Below are 17,113 nucleotides of genomic sequence, written 5' to 3' on the forward strand. Positions count from 1 at the left end.
CGACCTGCCTACGCGGCATCGACGGACTTCCGGCCCGACCTGCGGACATGTCCCCGCCGCACGTTCATTCGTGCTGCTCAGGGGACGTACTTGTCGGTCATCCGCTATTCGGCGGCGGAGTTGTCGTCGTCGCTCATCTCAGACCCATCCAGTGTGGAGACGCATCTCGCGGACCAGTTCTCGCGTCGGGGCGTACACGTCAGCGAGGGGGAGCGTCGCTCGTGGCGCAGCTCCCTGCCGGCCCTCGCGCGAGACCTCAGCGATGCCGGGCTGGACCAGGTGGAAGTGGTCCTGGAACATCGCCTCCCGCTGACCTCTAAGCGGGCCGACGCGATTCTCGCCGGGGTGCACCCGCGAACTGGCAATCATTCCTTCGTGGTCGTCGAGCTCAAGCAGTGGAGCGAGGCGCACCTGTTGGAGGGGGACGACACGCTCGTCGAGGTCGACGGTGCCCGGTATCTGTCGTCCCATCCGAGCACCCAGGTCGCGGGCTACGTCCAGTACCTGCGGGACTTCTCCAGGGCCTTCGAGCGCACGCCCGATCAGCTCCAGGGCGTCGCGTACCTCCACAACGCGACAGACGTCGGCGTCGGCGACCTGCTGGAGAGCACGGAGCTCGAGCAGGCACCCATGTTCACCGGTCAACGCCGCGGCCAGTTCATCGCCTACTTGCAGTCGCTGCTTGCCAAGGACGCGTCGGGTGCCGAGGCCGCGGATCGGCTCATCGGGTCCAGGACAGCACCCTCGAAGCAGCTCATGTCGGTCGTGGCCCAGGAGATCCGTGAGCAGGAGCAGTTCGTCCTCCTGGACGAGCAGAAGCTCGCGCGGGACCTGGTGCTGCACCAGGTGAAGAAGGCGGTGTCCGCGGACTCCAAGTCGGTCGTCGTGGTGACGGGCGGGCCGGGTTCGGGCAAGTCCGTGATCGCGTTGTCGCTGATGGGAGAGCTTGCCCGGGAGGGGCGGGCGGCGGTCCACGCGACGGGTTCACGCAGCTTCACCGAGACTCTCCGGAAGGTCGCGGGCAAGGGCTCCACACGGACGAAGGCCCTGTTCAAGTACTTCAACAACTTCATGGAGGCCGAGCGCAACGGCCTCGACGTGCTGATCCTGGACGAGGCGCACCGCATCCGTGAGAAGTCCGTGAACCAGTACACCCCCAAGGCGGTCCGCGAGAAGGCTCGTCCTCAGATCAACGAGCTCCTCGACGCCGCTCGGGTGCCCGTCTTCCTCCTCGATCAGCATCAGGTGGTGCGGCCGGGTGAGATGGGCACTCCGGACGACATCCGTCGGGCGGCGGAGGCCAAGGGGCTCGAGGTCCGGCAGATCGACCTGACGGACCAGTTCCGCTCTGGCGGCAGCCTCGCGTACATCGCCTGGGTCGAGCGGCTGCTCGGTCTGCGGGACATCGAGGACGGGCCGCAGCCGTGGGATGGCGCCGGCGAGAACTTCGAGGTCGACGTCGTGGGCTCGCCCGACGAGCTGGAGTCGCGGCTGCAGGCCTACCGGAACACGGGCTACGGCGCGCGGATGGCGGCCGGGTTCTGCTGGCCGTGGTCAAACCCACGTGACGACGGCTCGCTGGTCCCGGACGTCACGATCGGGACGTGGCAGCGACCGTGGAACCTGCGTGGCGAACGCGCTGTGGGTGGCGCGCCGCCGGCTTCGCTGTGGGCGACCGACCCTGCCGGGTTCGGCCAGGTGGGCTGTGTCTACACGGCACAGGGTTTCGAGTACGACTGGAACGGCGTGATCCTGGGGCCGGACCTGGTCTGGCGCCAAGCGGCCGACGACGGTCGTGGCGCCTGGGTCGTGCGCCGGAGCGAGAGCCGTGACAGCGCACTGACCAAGAAGAGCGTCACGGACGCGAGGTTCGACGAGCTGACTCGCAACACCTACAAGGTGCTCCTCACCCGCGGGATGGTCGGCACGCTGATCTACTCCACAGATGAGGAGACCCGGGAGTTCCTCCGGTCGTTGATGCCCGCGCCAGGTTCGGCACGCTGATGGACCCCCACCACTGGCCCGCCGCCCTAGACCGCGCCGCCTACGCTGAGCCCTTCCTCGCCCGCACGGACGTGATCGCCGACGCCGCCCGAGCCGCCCGTTGGACCGACGTCCTCGCCGCTCTGGACGCCGACACCAACACCACCGAACACCCGAATGTCTGGCGCATCGGCGGAACATCAGGCTTCACCCCCCTTCACCAGGCCGCCTGGCACGGCGCCCGGGTCGAGGTCGTCCATGAGCTCCTCCGCCGAGGTGCCTGGCGCACGCTGCGCACCACCGACGGCAAGACCGCCGCCGACATTGCGCGCGAGCGTGGCCACAAACTCCTCGCCCATGAGCTGCAGCCGCAGGAGCCGGAGCGCAGGCTCCAGTTCTCCGTGCTCGACGGCCACCTCCTGGGCCTCGTCGAGGCCCGCATCCGTCCGGCACTCTCGATCAGGCTCCGGTACCCGCAGACCGCCGTCGTGCACGAGGTCGGCACGCTCTGGTACCCGGTCCCCGGGATGTACGGGGGCTTCTCCCTCAAGGCCGTCCCGGACGGTGTGGAGGCCGAGAGCTGGATCCGGGTCGTGGGCGGTTCGGGGCAGCGGCATCTCATCACGCGCGAGGGTTGCCGCCTGGTGGACGAGGGTTTCGTCTAGGCGTGAGGGCCAGTGGGGGAGCGGTGCTCCTGCCAGTGCTTGTCGAGCCACTCGACCTGCGGGTCCCGGAGGGGCACCTCGAGTCCCTGGCCGTGCAGCCGCTGGTACTGCGGGTACTCGGCCAGCTCGGGCGCGACGTCGATGCGCAGCCGCCCCGGATCCACCGAGATCAGCCCGTCGTCGAAGAGCCGGTGGATGTCCCTGCGCAGCATCAGCCCGCCATGCTCGACGTGCTGCCCGAGCTGCGCGTAGCTGTACAGGTGTCCCGCCTCCAGAACCCGCGAGGGAGCGGCACCGGTGAAGGCACAGACATTGCCCTGGCTGGAGAAGATGTGCGCACGGAACTTCTGCTGCCCGCGCCTGACCCGGACCAGCGAGTGCCGGAAGCCGTGGACGAGTTCGACGTGTGGTTCCGAAGCCGCAGGCCATGACAGATCGGGTGATCGGCCGGCGACTCGCCGCACGGCACGCTCTGCGGTCGTCCCCGTCAGCGCCTGCTGGAACGCCGGCCAGTCGATCTCTCGAATGGAGTTGAAGCTGCCGCGCTTGAGCACAAAGCGCAGGAGTTCGTCCTTGGTGAGAAGCCCGTCCAGGGACGTCCACGCGGCGTCGTAACGCGCCGTGTACCTCGTCACGAGGACGGTCTCCGTCGTCGGCATGTCGAAGGTCGCCGTGCAGTCCGCACAGCGGAAGACGGGCCTGCGTTCCGTCGGCGCGATTACACGCGTTTTCGTGCATTCAGGGCACCGAAGCATCGTCTTGGTAGTCGGCGCGTCGTCAACTTCCTCGACCACCGAGATCCCGAGCAGCACCGAACCGTCCCACAGCGCGATCGGATCGCCCGGCCGCACGTTCTTGTGGTTCTGGACCTTGCTGTCGTAGACGTACTCGATCCCGAGCTGATCGTTGTACGCCGTGCCGCCGTCGCTGGTCATCAGTAACCAGCCGCGTCGCGCGCCAGTCGCATCCATGCGCACAGCTTGGCACGGCCCTGTTCGGGGAGGATGGGTTCGGGAGGATGAACCACATGACCCCGCTACCCGCCCCACCCCACCGCGCCCCCGACGTCGACGACGACTTCGCCGCCGGCCCCGACCCCGCGCTCTGGGTGCCGCACTACCTCCCGCACTGGACCACCCCCGACCGCTCCGCCGCGCGCTACCGCACGACCCCGCACGGCCTGGAGCTCCGCATCGAGGCCGACCAGCCGGACTGGCGCCCCGAGGACGCCCCGCTACGCGTCTCCAACCTGCAGACCGGTACGTTCTCGGGTCCCGTCGGCTCGCCGAGGGGCACCCATCGGCACCGGGACGACGGCCTCGTGGTCCGCACGGCGACGCCGACCCGCCTGCTCTGGGCACCGTCGGCCGGACGGGTCGACCTCACGGTCAGCGCGAGCACCGACCCGGGCTGCATGCTGGCCGCCTGGCTCGTGGGCACCGAGCACGACGACGAGCGCGCGTCCGGCGAGGTCTGCGTCGTGGAGATCGACGCCGCCGCGATCGGCGCGACCACCACGGCCCGCACCGGCCTCAAGGCGCACCACGACCCGGGCCTGACCACAGACATGACCGAGGTCGAGCTGCCCTTCGACGCGACCCGGCCCCACACGTGGACGGCGATCTGGGGTGCGGGGGAGACCGTGATCGGCTGCAAGGGCACGGTGCTGCGCCGCATCCCGCAGAGCCCGCGGTACCCGCTGTTCCTCATGGTCGACCTGTTCGAGATCGGCTCGCCGGGCGGCAGCTACCCGAAGACCGCCGTCGTGCACCGCGTTCGGGGCTGGCAGGAGGGCTGAGCCGCTACCCGACCGCACCGCCCACCGTCATCACCGTGACACCACCCACCACCGACTCCGTTCCGTTACCCTTCCGCTTGGAATGAACCCGACACGCCACCCCCGCCCGCTGCTCGCCGCGCCCCGGCGAGAGATCACGGGCGTCCTGGCGGTCATGACCTTCGTGCTCACCGTCCTGGGCGTCCAGGTGCTGTGCGGCATCCACCCCGACGCGGGACACGCCCACCCGGCCACCTCCGTCGCGCACCACGCGACGTCGAGCCAGCCCGTGACGTCGAGCGAGCCCGTGACGTCGAGCGAGCCCGTGACGTCGAGCGAGCCCGTGACGTCGAGCGATCCCGTGACGTCGAGCCACCACGCAACGTCCGCCCACCACGCGACGTCCGCCCACCACGCGACGTCCGCCCACCACGCGACGTCCGCCCAGCACACGACGTCCGCCCAGCACACGACGTCCGCCCAGCCCACCAGGGCCCACCACGCGCCACCCGCCGCCCACCACGGAACCACGCCCGGCCACCACGGCCACGGCCACGACCCCAGCGACTGCGCCGAGGACCGCCCGACCTCCGCCCGCTACGAGCGGACGGCGTCCCTCGCTCTCGACCTGACCGCGGCGACCAACCCCGCCCCACGCTGGCTGCTGCCCGCCCCGGCACCTCACCAGGCCCGCGCGACCGGTTACGCCGTCCTCTCGGCCGCCCCGTCGCTCCACGCCCTCGGGATCTCCCGGACGTAGACCACCCCACCCGCCGACGCCACCCCCACACCCGGTGTCGGCCGGTCACGCGCGCCCTGATCCCAGGTCGCGCCCGTGGTTCTACCCCGATCCGAAAGGTCCCAGCCTTCATGGAGCCCAGCTTCAACCCCCACCCGGCCGCGAACGGCCGGGGTCGTCACCGGGCGGCGCGCCGCCCCCTCCTGGCCGACGTCGCCCGAGCCGCCACCGAGCAGGCCGGCGCAATCGCCGGCCGTACGGCCGTGGTGGCCGCGGCCGGTTCCGGCGTGCTGCTCTCCCTGGTCGCGGCGCCGGCCCACGCCGCCCCGGCCACGGAGCTGGCCGGCAGCCCCGTCCAGGGCGCTCTCAACACGGCGGACATCAACACCCTGGCCGACCAGGCCAAGCAGGCCGTCGCCGCCGCACCCGTCGTCACGGTCGCCACCGACGCGGAGCTGAAGGTCGAGAGCGCGGCCGTCTCGGTGGTCTCCGCGGCCGAGAACGAGGCGTACCAGGCGGAGCTCGCCGCCGAGGCCGAGGCGCAGGCGGCCGCGGAGGCCAAGGCGGCAGGCGCCGCCGTGGTGTCCATCGGCATGCGGTACCTCGGCGTGCCCTACGTGTGGGGCGGTTCGACGCCCGCGGGCATGGACTGCTCCGGGTTCACGTCCTACGTGTACGCCCAGGTCGGCATCGACCTGCCCCGGACGTCGTCCGAGCAGCGGTACGCCGGCCCCGTGGTGTCCTGGTCCGACGCGCAGCCGGGCGACCTGATCTGGTCGCCCGGGCACATCGCGATCTACGCCGGCGACGGCATGCAGATCGAGGCGCCCGTCCCGGGCCAGACCGTCCGGTACACGCAGATCTGGCAGTCCAACCCGACGTTCATCCGCGTGCTCTGACCCCGCGTGAGGGGCGGGCACGACGTCCGCCCCTCACCGAGCAGCCCGGACGCCGCAGCCGCGTTCGACGACGGCGTCGCCGCCACTCTGGCGTCGCCGCCACTCTGGCGCCGCCGCCGCTCCGACGCTGCCGCCGCTCCGACGGCGTCGCTGCCACCACTCCGACGACGACGTCGTCGCCGCACCGACACCCCGGCCCTGCCCAGAGCCGTGGCCGCCTCGGCACAGAACCCCTCACCAGCACCGCGGCACGGGCACGCTCCAGCTCGTGTTCGACCGGTTCGACACGTAGTAGTCGCTCACCCACCGCCCGTCGGCCAGCCGGTCCCACACCGACGTCGTGCCCACCCGGCTGCCCGACTTCTGGCACATCACCGCCGCCAGCGCCCCGCGCCGCAGCGGGCTGCCCGTGGTCGGGTACGACGCCCCGGGTCCCGTCCGGGCGTTGAGCGAGTCCGTGGTCACCTGCCCGGGATAGGTGCAGCGCGGCACCCCGGGGGAGAAGCCCGTGTTCGACGGCGTCGAGACGAAGTAGTCCGTGACCCACGCGCCCGTGGTGAGCCGGTCCCACACCGTCGTCGTGCCGACCTGCTGCCCGGTGGTCTGGCACACCACGGGGAGCGTGGCGCCCGGGGCGTAGGTGCGTACGGCGGTGGCGGTGGTGCGCGGCCCCGAACGCGCCGTCAGCGCGCTGCTGCTCGTCACCTCGTAGGCCCGGGCGACCGACGCCACGGGCGCCTTGATCGCGTCGGAGTCCACGTTGAGCGTGACGCCGCCCCAGGTCTCGTCGTGGTCGCCCTGGAACTGCTTGGCGCGCTGGGCGGCGCCCCACTGCCAGTTGGGCGCCGTCGGCCAGCCGGTCAGCGAGCTGTTGCCGTCCCACCGGGCCATCCACACCGCGTCCGGGCGGGCGTAGGAGGTCCAGTTGTACGACTCGGACAGGTCACGCAGCCCCGAGTCCTGGTGCACGTAGACGCCGGCCACGTAGCCCGCCGCGTGCAGGGACTTCGTCCACGCCGAGACGTACCGGCGCACCGCGGTGCGGCAGCCGGAGTCGGTGCGGTCGTAGTGCTCGACGTCGGCGTACAGGCCGCTGCCCGGCAGCAGGCCGAGGTTCTGGGCCTTGGCGACGGCGTCCGCGGCGTCGGAGCTGCCCCGGGCGGTGGCGTTGGACGGGTAGTAGCGGTTCGGCTTGTCGCCGAACATGCACGACGGCTGGTACCCGAAGTAGGTGGGCAGCAGCCGCCATCCCGCCGCCGTCGCGTCCCGCACCCACGCGGCGGTCAGGTTCGGCTGCGCGCAGCCGCGGTTGTTGCCGCCGAAGTACATGTTCACCGCCGTGTAGGGCGACGTGCCCTTCCACGCGTTCAGCGTGGCGAGCGACGGTGCGGTGCACGCGTCGAAGCCCAGGCGGTTCGCGCGGGTCACCGTCGAGCCGGACGGGTAGACGATCGGCGTCTCGGGGTCGGCCGACGCCGGGGCCGTGAACCCCGCGACGACGAGCGCCAGGCTGCCGCCGAGCACGGCCAGCGCTCGGACGAGCGTGCGGGTGACGGACATGGCGCACCTCCGGGGGACGGATCAGGTCACCTGACCGCAGGGTGCGCCGTCCGCCGCCGTCAGGGCAGGGACGGACGGCCCTGATGCGCGGGACGTTGGTCTCCCGTCCCGGGACGTCTCCTCGACCTGCCTGGCCGATGGCCAGGACCCGAGCCACCCGGTCCCGCCGCTCGGCGGCGCACCTCACGCAGGAGGTCGCCGCCGAGCGTGGTGAGGGTTCCCGTTCAGGATGGACGCTGGGCACCAGGGCCGGCAGCCACCGGTGCCGGCGAACCCGCCGTGGTGGCGGGAGACCCGCGACGACCCGCCCGGCCGAACGTCGGCAGGTCGAAGAGCCAGGTCGCGCCCGCGTCCATCAGCCACGAGTGCAGCGTGAGGCAGACGCTGACCAGCAACGCCACCAGCACGATCGGCAGCACCACCGCCAGCACGAGCTGCACGCCGGTGCCCGCCGCGGAGAACGGGCCCACCAGGGCCGCCGCCACCAGCGCCAGCAGCGGCATGTGCATCACGTAGATCGGCAGCGTCTGCTGACCGAGCCGGGCGAGCAGCGGGCCCACCCGGCGCAGACGGTCGAGCTGGACGGCGGCGGCGACGCCGAGGGCCACCGCGAACAGGCAGATCGCCGGCCACACGCCGAACACGTACTTGGCGTCCAGCACCTGGATGGCCACCATGAGCACGACGTAGACGGCCCCGCCCACCAGGAGGTGCCAGAGCTTGGTGACCTGGGCCCAGCGCTCGACCAGGGGCCGGAACCGGAGGCCGAGCAGGAAGAAGAACAGGTTCTGGTAGAGCTGGCCGCGGTTGCCGGGCGCGTCCAGCAGGCCCGCCGAGGCGATCGCCGAGAGGGCCAGCGCGGGCACGAGTACCGCCCAGGTGGGCAGCTTCCGGGTCACCTTGGCGATGACGAAGTACACCGCCAGCGCCAGGAGGTACCAGAGGTTGGTGGGCGTGATGGTGATCTGCTCCAGCACGTCCAGGGCGTTGCGGGCGGACAGCGTGTCGAAGTCCGGGACCATCGACAGCACCGTGGTGTGCACCACGAACCACAGCAGGTAGAGGTAGTAGAACCGCGCGATCCGGCTGCGCGCCACCACCGACCACGGCCGCGCCGTCGCCGACAGCGCGAACATGCCGGAGATCATGAAGAACACCGGCATGCGCAGCGGCAGCAGCATGTCGCCGAACGCACCCCACAGGCCCGGCAGCGGCACCGGCAGGTGCCAGTCGATCGCCAGGTACATCTTCATGATCACGTGCCACAGCACGACGAGCAGGATGCAGACACCCTTGGCGACGTCGGCCCACCCCGCCCGCGGCTTCTTGCTCGCGGCCGCGGGGGCCACCACCGGGATCGGGATGGTCTCCGCGGCCTGACCGGGTGCGCTCACGACAGGATGGCGGGGACCGGCCCCCGTGCCCGCGCCGTGTCGATCAGGATGTCCAGCAGCTCCGGGTACTCGGTGCCCACGGCCTTCCACATCCGCGGGAACTGCGACATGGAGGTCAGGCCGGGGATGGTGTTCACCTCGTTGACCGTGGGGACCACCTCGCCGTCCACCTCGGGCAGGAAGAAGTCCACGCGGAGCAGGCCGGAGCAGCCCAGCTCGCGGAACACCTCGACCGCCACGGCGGCGAGCTGGTCGCCGATGCGCGGGTCCAGGTCGGCCGGCACCACGAAGTCGGTGTGGCCCGCCTCGTACTTGGCCTCGTAGTCGAACCAGCCGTGGTCGTCGACCACCTTGATCTCCAGGGGCGGGCTGGTCAGCAGCCGGCCGTCCGGGAGCTCCAGCACGCCGAGGTCGATCTCCCGCCCGGGGACGGCCGCCTCGACCAGCACCTTGGTGTCGCTCTCGCGCGCCGTCTCCAGCGCGGCCGGGAGCTGGGCCCAGTCGTCCAGGCGGGTCACGCCCACGCTGGAGCCGCCGCGCGACGGCTTGACGAAGGCGGGCAGGCCGATGCGCTCCATGTCCTGCGGCGACAGCTCGTCGTCCGCCGTCCGCAGCACCGCACCCGGCGCGACGGGGATGCCGCGCGTCGAGAGCACCCGCTTGGTGAAGTCCTTGTCCATGCTGGTGGCGCTCGCGAGCACGCCGCTGCCCATGTACGGGACGCCGGCGAGCTCCAGCACGCTCTGCACCGTGCCGTCCTCCCCGAACGGCCCGTGCAGGATCGGCAGCACCACGTCCGCGTCGCGCACCGCGTCGATGGCGCGCGCGAGGCTCTCCACCACGCTGGGCAGCACGGCGGGCTCCGGCGTCATCGCGCGCAGGGCGGCGTCGTCCACGTCGGCCGGGCCGGCGTCCGCGCCCACCACCCAGTGCCCCGTGGTCGTGATGCGGATCGGCACCACCTCGTAGCGGTTGCGATCGAGGTGCTGCACCACGCTGGCGGCGGAGCGGCACGAGACCTCGTGCTCGGTGTTGCGTCCGCCGAACAGCACGACGACACGGGTTCTTCTCGGCATCGGTCTCTCAATCTCGGGACATGTCCGGTCACGCGACCACGGCCTCGGCGGCCGCGCACGACGGGGCGCGCGTGGGCGCCCCGGGCCCGGATCCTCGTGCAAGGCACCGCTCGACCTCAAGGCGACGTACTGCCCGGTTCACGGCTCACCGGAGAAAATACCCTAGACTCTGTGACTCTCGCTGACACCGAAGATCGGGCACCTGCTCCCCGTCTGATCACTGCGACGAACACTGAACGGACTGGAGTGTGAGCAGAAACCTCCGGAAGGGTGCCGCCGTGCAAGTACCGACCTCCCCGCCTCGGGCGACGGACGCGATCTCCCGGCCGATGGACGTGATGGCGGAGGCGGTGGTCGACCTGGACGCCATCGCGCACAACGCGCGCACCTTCGTCTCCCGCACCGGGGCCGACGTCATGGCGATCGTCAAGGCCAACGGGTTCGGCCACGGCGCGACCCGGGCGGCGAAGGCCGCCCTGGCGGGCGGCGCCACCTGGCTGGGCGTGTCCAGCCCCACCGAGGCGCTCGCCCTGCGGGCCGACGGCATCACCGCCCCCATGCTGGTCTGGCTGTACCCGCCGACCGAGACCTTCGAGAAGGTGCTCCTGGCCGGGATCGACGTGTCGGTGGCCACCACCGAGGCGCTGGAGACGGTCGCCGAGGCGGCGCGGGCCACCCTGCACGTCGCGAACGTGCACCTCAAGCTCGACACGGGCATGTCCCGCGGCGGTGCCCGCGCCGAGGACTGGCAGCCGCTCTTCGAGCGCGCCAGCCTGCTGCACCGGGAGGGCGCGGTGCGGGTGCGCGGCATCTGGTCGCACCTGGCCAGCGCCGAGGAGCCGGAGATGAACGGGCTCCCGGAGCAGCTCCTGTCCTTCGACGTCGCACGCCGGCTGGCGGCCGACGCCGGGCTCGACCCGGAGATCGTCCACGTGGCCAACTCCGCGGCGGCGCTGCGCCTGCCGGAGAGCCGGTTCGACCTCCAGCGGGTCGGCATCGGCCTGTACGGCGTCGAGCCCGTGGCCGGGGTGAGCCACGGCCTGCGCCCCGCGATGACGGTGCGCGCCCAGGTGGTGCTCACCAAGCGCGTCCCGGCGGGCACCGGGGTCAACTACGGCCTCGACTACGTGACCAGCGCCGAGACGACCCTCGCGCTCGTGCCGCTCGGGTTCGCCGACGGCGTCCCGCGGCAGGCGGCCGGCGTGGCGGAGTTCCAGCTCAACGGGGTGCGCTGCCCGGTCGCGGGCCGGGTGGCCATGGACCAGGTGGTGCTCGACGTCGGCGACCTGCCCGTGCGTGCGGGCGACGTGGCCGTCATGTTCGGTCCCGGGGACCACGGCGAGCCCACGGTGCACGACTGGGCGCGCTGGGCGGGCACCAACACGAACGACATCCTGACCGGCATCGGCCAGCGCGTGCCCCGGCGATACGAGCCGCAGCAGTGACCCGGACCGCCAGTGCGGCCGTCGGCGTGGTCGCCGTCGTCGCCGCCTTCCTCGTCGAGCGTCACTACCTGCAGGTGGCGTGGGTGATCGACCTGCCCGTCCCCGTCGTGTGGTGGTGGCTGGGCGCCGTCCTGGGCGTGCTCGGGCTGCCGCTGCTGCTCACCTCGCTGGGCCGGGCGGTGGAGCAGCCGGCCATCGGGAGCTGGCGGCGCCTGCTGCTCGGCTGGACGCTGCCGCTGCTCGTGGCGCACGTCGCGTGGCTGGGGTTCACGCTCGTCGTGCTGCGCCAGTTCAACTCCGGCTTCACCGGCATCCCGGCCCGGGGCCTGCCCGAGATCGTCCCGCTCGTGCTGCTGCCCCCGCCCGAGTACTCGCTGCTCTGGTCGCTCGCCCTGGCCCCGCTCGTGGCGCGGCTGACCTGGCGGCTGCCGACGGCCGTCGTGGTCGCGGCCCTCGCCGCGCTCACGCTGCTGACCCCGGCGGTCACCTTCCTGGTCTTCCTGCTGGCCGGTCTGCGGCTGGGCGCGGTGGCCGACCGCCTCGCGGAGACGGCCGACCGGCGGGCGCTGGTGCAGCGCGGTGCCGTCGCCCTCGTGGGCGCCTCGGTGCTGGGCGTCCCGCGCTTCCCCGACGACCTGGCCGTCGTGGTGGCGGGGCTCGCGGTGCTGCCGTTCGCCCTGACCCTGGTCGCGCGGATCTCCGCGGGCCGGGTCGGCCACCGCGGGCTGACCCGCGTGGGCACCGCCGCCGTGGCGATCTACCTGGTGCAGATCCCGGTGCTCGCGCTCGTGGACCACGCTGTGCTGGCCCGGCTCGGGTACGTGGGGCAGGGCGCGCAGTACGCCGTGGCGGTGCTGGAGCCGCTGGTGCTCACCGCCGTCGTCGTGCTGTGCGGCGTGGTGGCCACGGCGCTCGTGGAGGTGGTGACCCGGCTCCTGCGGCCGCGCGGCGGCGCGGGCTCAACGCCCACCGTCCCGGACCCCGCGCCCGTTCTCTCGGAGGTGGACCGATGACCGCACGACGGACCGCCCGTCCGGCGGCCGCGCTCGTGGCGGGTGCCACGCTGCTGGCCCTGGCGGGCTGCGCCACGGCGTCGGCAGGCACCGAACCCGCTGAACCGCCCGAGATCACCCTGACGTTCGCGGGGGACGCGCACTTCGAGGACCGCGTGGCCGAGCTGCTGGACGACCCGGCCACCGCGTTCGGCCCGGTGGCCGACGAGCTCTCGGACGGCGACCTCACCCTGCTCAACCTCGAGACCCCGATCACGTCCCGGGGCGTGCCCGAGGACAAGAACTACCTCTTCCGGGCGCCCGACGCCGCGGTGCCCGCGCTGACGGCGGCGGGCGTCGACGTGGTCAGCCTGGCCAACAACCACACCATGGACTACGGGCTGCCCGGTCTGGCCGACACCGTGCGCAAGGCCGCCGCGGGCGGGCTGACCACCGTCGGGGTGGGGCCCGACGCCGACGCGGCGTACGCGGCCGTGCACCGGACCGTCCAGGGCGTCGACGTCGCGATCCTCGCGTTCAGCCAGGTCGACGACCTCGCCGAGGAGTGGGCGGCCACCCCGGACCGGGCCGGCATGGCGATGGCGTTCGACACCGAGCGGGCCTACGCGGCGGTGCGTGAGGCGCGGGCGGACAGCGACCTCGTGGTCGTGCTGCCGCACTGGGGCGCCGAGTACGACGCCTGCCCGACCGGCCGCCAGGCCGAGTTCGCCCGCGGCCTGGTCGACGCGGGCGCCGACATCATCGTGGGCTCGCACGCCCACGTGCTCCAGGGCGCGGGCTACCTCGACGGGGCCTACGTGGCCTACGGGCTGGGCAACTTCCTCTGGTACAGCGAGGGGCTGGACGAGCCGTACAGCGCCCGGGCCGGGGTGCTGCGGCTGACCGTGCAGGGGCGCGAGGTGGTCGACTCCGAGTTCGTCCCGACGGTGATGACGAGCACCGGCCAGCCCGAGGTGCTCACCGGCTGGCGGGCCGACCTGGCCCGGCACAACTACGACGGGCTCCGCGCCTGCACCGACCTGTCAGGAGTCTCATGACCTCCAGCCTGCCCGCTGCCCCCTCGGGGGAGGAGACGCCGCGCGTCGCGACGCTCCCCGCACCCAGGGGCGACGGCGAGATCGTCCTGCTGTCCGACTCGCGCGTGTCCCGGATCCCGGTCGAGGAGTCCGACGAGCCCCTGGTGGTGCTCGACGAGAGCTTCGGCCCGGCCGGCGCCCTGGTCCGCGCGAGCGTCGCCACCCGGCTGCGGCGGGCGCAGGGCCTCCTGCCGGACGGGCTGCACCTGGAGGTCGTCGAGGGGCACCGGCACCCGGACGACCAGCAGCGCATCATCGACACCTACGCCGCCGAGGTGACCGCCGAGCACCCGGGCATCGACGCCGACCAGCTCGAGATCCTGACCAGCCGCTTCGTCTCGCCGATCGCCGTGGCGCCGCACGTGGCGGGCGCCGCCACGGACCTCACGCTGGCCGACGCCGACGGCCCCCTCGACATGGGCACCCCGATCGACGCGACGCCGGAGCAGTCCGGGGGCCGCTGCTACTTCGACGCGCCGGACATCTCGCCCGAGGCCCGGGCGCTGCGGGGCGTGCTGGCCCACGCCCTGGGCTCGGCCGGGATGGTCAACTACCCGACCGAGTGGTGGCACTGGTCCTACGGCGACCGGTACTGGGCGCTCGTGACCGGCGCGCCCGCGGCGCTCTACGGGCCGGCGACGCCGCCGTCCTGACGGACACGCCGTCGTCCTGACGGCGAGGCCGCCGTCCCCGACGACGGCGGCCGGTCAGGACGCCGGGGTGAGCCGGCGCCCCAGGAAGTCCCGCATCAGGTCCGCCACCTCGGCGCCGGCGCTCTCCAGCAGGAAGTGCCCGCCGTCGAGCAGGTGGACCTCCGCGTCGCGCGCGTCCCGCGCGAACGCCTCCGCGCCGGCGGGCGCGAAGATGTCGTCGCCCCGGCCCCACACCGCGAGCACCGGCACGCCGCTCTCACGCAGGTAGGCATGCAGCCGCGGGTACAGGGGCGGGTTGCTCGCGTAGTCGCCGAACAGGGCGAGCTGCACCGCGTCGTTGCCCGGGCGGGACACCAGCGCGTGGTCGTGGTGCCACGTGTCCGGGCTGACGAGCGTGGGGTCGGGCTCGCCCGTCAGGTACTGCCAGCGGATCGCCTCCAGGGTGAGTGCGCCGCGCACCCCGGCCTCGGTGTCCGGCGTCCGCTCGCGCCAGTAGTCCCGGACGGGGCGCCAGAACTCCTCGACGAAGCCCTCCTCGTAGCCGTTGCCGCTCTGGGTGACGATCGCGGTGACGGACCCCGGGTCGCGCAGCGCGAGGCGCCAGCCGACGGGGGCGCCGTAGTCCTGCACGTAGATCGCGAACCGCCTGACGCCGAGCTGCGCCAGCAACCCCTGGGTCAGGTCCGTGAGCAGGTCGAACGTGTAGTCGACCTGGTCGGCCGGCGGGGCGTCGGACAGGCCGAACCCGAGGTGGTCGGGGGCGATGACGTGGTACCGGTCCGCGAGCCGGGGGATCAGCTCGCGGAACATGTGCGAGCCCGCCGGGAACCCGTGCAGCAGCACGATCACGGGCGCGTCGGCGGGACCGGCCTCCCGGTAGAAGAGCCGGTGTCCGGCGACGGTGGCCCAGCGGTGGTGGACGGCGCTCATCTCTAACCTCTTTCGATTGGTTTGATGGTTAGAACCACAGCAGGCCGTCGTGTAACCTGTCAAGTGAGGTTTGGAGGTTAGGTGTGACGGACGACGAGACGTTCCTGCTCGACTTGCTCAACACCACGCCCGTGGTCGACGGCGAACCGCGCGACGAGCTGGACGCGGCGTGGCTGCGTGCCCGCGGCGGCACGGGCACGTCCGCCGAGCGGCGGGCCACGGCCGAGGCCCGCGGCGTGCTCCAGGCGCTGGTCCGGGGCGAGCAGCAGATCGCGGCGCTCGCCCCGCTGCTCGACGGCGTCCGGCGGCGCCCGGCCCTCACGGACGACGGCGTCGGGTGGGAGGTCGACGTGGCCGAGGCACGCCGTCCCGCCGTCCGAGCCGTGCTGGCCTGGGACGCGGTGCGCCGGGACAGCCCCGGGCGCCTGCGTCCGTGCGCCAACACCGAGTGCGCGCGGTTCCTCGTCGACCACAGCAAGCCGAACCGGGCGCGGTGGTGCTCGATGGCGCTGTGCGGCAACCGCATGAAGGCCCGCCGCCACTACGAGCGCACGCGCACGGCGTGACGGGCACGTGACGGGCACGGTTCGTCCGATCGTGGACGGGGGTTCACGAGACCGAGGGCCGGGGTTCACGGAAACGAATGTGTAGGTCCGGCATCGTGCGCAAGGATGGCGGATGTGGACCCCGTCGCTGATGCTGCCGCCCTGATCGCCGGCCGTTATCCCGACGCCTGGTGGGCGCTCCTGGGCGGGAGCGTGCTCGACCCCGGGTCCCGGACGGCGGGTTCCGACCTGGACATCGTGGTGTGCGTGCCGGACGACGCCGTCGGGCACCGCGACGCCGTCCGCTGGCGGGGCTGGCCCGTGGAGCTGTTCGTGAACACGGAGGCCGGGCACCGCTGGTTCATCGCCAACGAGACGGCCCGCCGCAAGCCGACGCTGGCCCGGATGATCGCCCTGGGCGTGCCGGTGGCGGGTGACCCGGACCTCGTGGCCGGGCTCCAGGCCGAGTGCCGCGAGCTGGTCGAGGCGGGCCCGGGTCCGGCGTCGGAGGCGGTGCTGGAGGACGCCCGGTACGGCGTCACCGATCTGCTGGACGACCTGGCGTACGCGCGCGACATCGGCGAGGCGGACGTGGTGCGGTCGGTGCTGTGGGAACGGGTCGGGCACCTCGCCCTGGCGGCAGCAGGGCGGTGGGACGGCGGCGGCAAGTGGCTGCTGCGCGAGCTGCGCGCGTGGGACCCGGGGTACGCGGGCCGCTGGGTGGCCGCCCGGTACGACGACGACGCGATGGTCGAGGTGGCCCGGGCCACCCTGGACGCGGCCGGCGGCCCCCTGTTCGAGGGGTACCTGCGCCAGGCGCCCGTGGTCGACGAGGCTCCGGCGGCGGTACCCGCCGTGGTGGTGCGGCGCGGCGCCCGGGCACTCCTGCTCGACGAGGACGGCCGGCTCGTGCTGATGCGGCGGACCGTCCCGGGCCGGGCGCCGTACTGGGTCACGCCCGGCGGCGGCGTGGAGCCCACCGACACCTCGGTCGAGGACGGTCTGCACCGGGAGCTCCTGGAGGAGCTCGGCGCGACGGCGAAGATCGTCCGGCAGGTGTTCCTGACCTCGCAGCCCAAGGACGCGGGCGTCGCGGTGCACCACTACTTCCTGGCGCGCCTGGTCTCGATGGACCTGGCGCTGCGGTCCGGCCCGGAGTTCCAGGAGCCGGTCCGGGGCACCTACGACGTCGAGCACGTCGACCTGCGCGACGACGCGGCGCTCGCCGGCGTCAACCTGGTCCCGGCCTCGCTGAAGGCGTTCGTCCGGGCCAACCGCGAGGCGCTGCTGGCGGAGGTGGGGGCGGCCTGAGCGCGATCGCATTGGCATACTCGACCTCCAGCGTGCTGGGCGTGGGT

General features: G+C 72.7%; 16 protein-coding genes. 11 read left to right on the top strand and 5 right to left on the bottom strand.

All coding sequences use genetic code 11. The features are described from left to right. Positions 1-90: 90 nt before the first annotated feature. Together ACO229_RS00625 and ACO229_RS00630 are read left to right on the top strand one after the other, a co-directional pair. Positions 91-2,004, top strand: a complete 1,914-nt coding sequence (locus tag ACO229_RS00625; RefSeq protein ID WP_423463371.1) for a DNA/RNA helicase domain-containing protein — start codon at positions 91-93, stop codon at positions 2,002-2,004. After that, positions 2,004-2,648: a hypothetical protein gene (locus tag ACO229_RS00630; RefSeq protein WP_423463372.1), complete on the top strand. Its 645-nt coding sequence runs from the start codon at positions 2,004-2,006 to the stop codon at positions 2,646-2,648. The genes ACO229_RS00625 and ACO229_RS00630 overlap by 1 nt, the downstream gene beginning before the upstream one ends. On the opposite strand, the gene ACO229_RS00635 is transcribed toward ACO229_RS00630, so the two are convergent. Continuing rightward, positions 2,645-3,619 (bottom strand): HNH endonuclease, encoded by a 975-nt coding sequence (locus ACO229_RS00635; protein ID WP_423463373.1) that lies wholly within the window; start codon positions 3,617-3,619, stop codon positions 2,645-2,647. The two genes, ACO229_RS00630 and ACO229_RS00635, sit on opposite strands and share 4 nt — an antisense overlap. Before the next feature lie 56 nt (positions 3,620-3,675). Between ACO229_RS00635 and ACO229_RS00640 the strand changes: the two genes are divergently transcribed. From ACO229_RS00640 to ACO229_RS00650, 3 genes are all read left to right on the top strand, one after another. Next, positions 3,676-4,446 carry a hypothetical protein gene (locus ACO229_RS00640; RefSeq protein ID WP_423463374.1) on the top strand — a complete coding sequence of 257 codons (771 nt, stop codon included), beginning with the start codon at positions 3,676-3,678 and terminating at the stop codon, positions 4,444-4,446. 82 nt (positions 4,447-4,528) lie between these two features. Next, a complete protein-coding gene (locus tag ACO229_RS00645) occupies positions 4,529-5,185 on the top strand; it encodes a hypothetical protein (protein ID WP_423463375.1) in 657 nt (218 codons plus the stop codon). Positions 5,186-5,295: 110 nt separating this feature from the next. Beyond that, positions 5,296-6,063: a C40 family peptidase gene (locus ACO229_RS00650; RefSeq protein WP_423463376.1), complete on the top strand. Its 768-nt coding sequence runs from the start codon at positions 5,296-5,298 to the stop codon at positions 6,061-6,063. Between the two features lie 234 nt (positions 6,064-6,297). Here the strand turns inward: ACO229_RS00650 and ACO229_RS00655 are convergent, their stop codons facing one another. The 3 genes from ACO229_RS00655 to ACO229_RS00665 all read right to left on the bottom strand — a co-directional run bounded on the left by ACO229_RS00655 (position 6,298) and on the right by ACO229_RS00665 (position 10,093). Beyond that, on the bottom strand, positions 6,298-7,623 hold the full coding sequence (locus ACO229_RS00655) for a glycoside hydrolase domain-containing protein (protein ID WP_423463377.1): 1,326 nt from the start codon (positions 7,621-7,623) through the stop codon (positions 6,298-6,300). Positions 7,624-7,847: 224 nt separating this feature from the next. Then, a complete protein-coding gene (locus ACO229_RS00660) occupies positions 7,848-9,017 on the bottom strand; it encodes an acyltransferase family protein (RefSeq protein WP_423463378.1) in 1,170 nt (389 codons plus the stop codon). Further along, entirely contained in the window at positions 9,014-10,093 is a 1,080-nt protein-coding gene (locus tag ACO229_RS00665) for a D-alanine--D-alanine ligase family protein (RefSeq protein ID WP_397411519.1), read from the bottom strand. The genes ACO229_RS00660 and ACO229_RS00665 overlap by 4 nt, the downstream gene beginning before the upstream one ends. Positions 10,094-10,371: 278 nt before the next feature. Between ACO229_RS00665 and alr the strand changes: the two genes are divergently transcribed. From alr to ACO229_RS00685, 4 genes are read left to right on the top strand one after another with little or no spacing between them, the layout of a single operon-like run. Then, complete coding sequence (alr, locus tag ACO229_RS00670) at positions 10,372-11,538, top strand: alanine racemase (protein WP_397411516.1); 1,167 nt, start codon at positions 10,372-10,374, stop codon at positions 11,536-11,538. Further along, a complete protein-coding gene (locus tag ACO229_RS00675) occupies positions 11,535-12,551 on the top strand; it encodes a hypothetical protein (RefSeq protein WP_423463379.1) in 1,017 nt (338 codons plus the stop codon). The genes alr and ACO229_RS00675 overlap by 4 nt, the downstream gene beginning before the upstream one ends. Next, on the top strand, positions 12,548-13,588 hold the full coding sequence (locus ACO229_RS00680) for a CapA family protein (RefSeq protein ID WP_423463380.1): 1,041 nt from the start codon (positions 12,548-12,550) through the stop codon (positions 13,586-13,588). Before ACO229_RS00675 ends, ACO229_RS00680 begins: the two co-directional genes overlap by 4 nt. Next, the gene (locus tag ACO229_RS00685; protein ID WP_423463381.1) at positions 13,585-14,280 is read left to right on the top strand and encodes a M15 family metallopeptidase; all 696 of its coding nucleotides are present in this window, start codon (positions 13,585-13,587) and stop codon (positions 14,278-14,280) included. The genes ACO229_RS00680 and ACO229_RS00685 overlap by 4 nt, the downstream gene beginning before the upstream one ends. A 54-nt stretch (positions 14,281-14,334) precedes the next feature. On the opposite strand, the gene ACO229_RS00690 is transcribed toward ACO229_RS00685, so the two are convergent. Continuing rightward, positions 14,335-15,210 carry an alpha/beta fold hydrolase gene (locus tag ACO229_RS00690; protein ID WP_423463382.1) on the bottom strand — a complete coding sequence of 292 codons (876 nt, stop codon included), beginning with the start codon at positions 15,208-15,210 and terminating at the stop codon, positions 14,335-14,337. An 83-nt stretch (positions 15,211-15,293) separates the two neighbouring features. Here ACO229_RS00690 and ACO229_RS00695 point away from each other — a divergent pair, with 83 nt between their 5' ends. Together ACO229_RS00695 and ACO229_RS00700 are read left to right on the top strand one after the other, a co-directional pair. Beyond that, positions 15,294-15,776, top strand: a complete 483-nt coding sequence (locus ACO229_RS00695) for a CGNR zinc finger domain-containing protein (protein WP_423463383.1) — start codon at positions 15,294-15,296, stop codon at positions 15,774-15,776. A gap of 114 nt (positions 15,777-15,890) precedes the next feature. Then, positions 15,891-17,066 (top strand): NUDIX hydrolase, encoded by a 1,176-nt coding sequence (locus tag ACO229_RS00700; protein ID WP_423463384.1) that lies wholly within the window; start codon positions 15,891-15,893, stop codon positions 17,064-17,066. The last annotated feature ends 47 nt before the right edge of the window (positions 17,067-17,113 follow it).

Source organism: Promicromonospora sp. MS192 (genome assembly GCF_049532985.1).
Classification (GTDB): domain Bacteria; phylum Actinomycetota; class Actinomycetes; order Actinomycetales; family Cellulomonadaceae; genus Promicromonospora.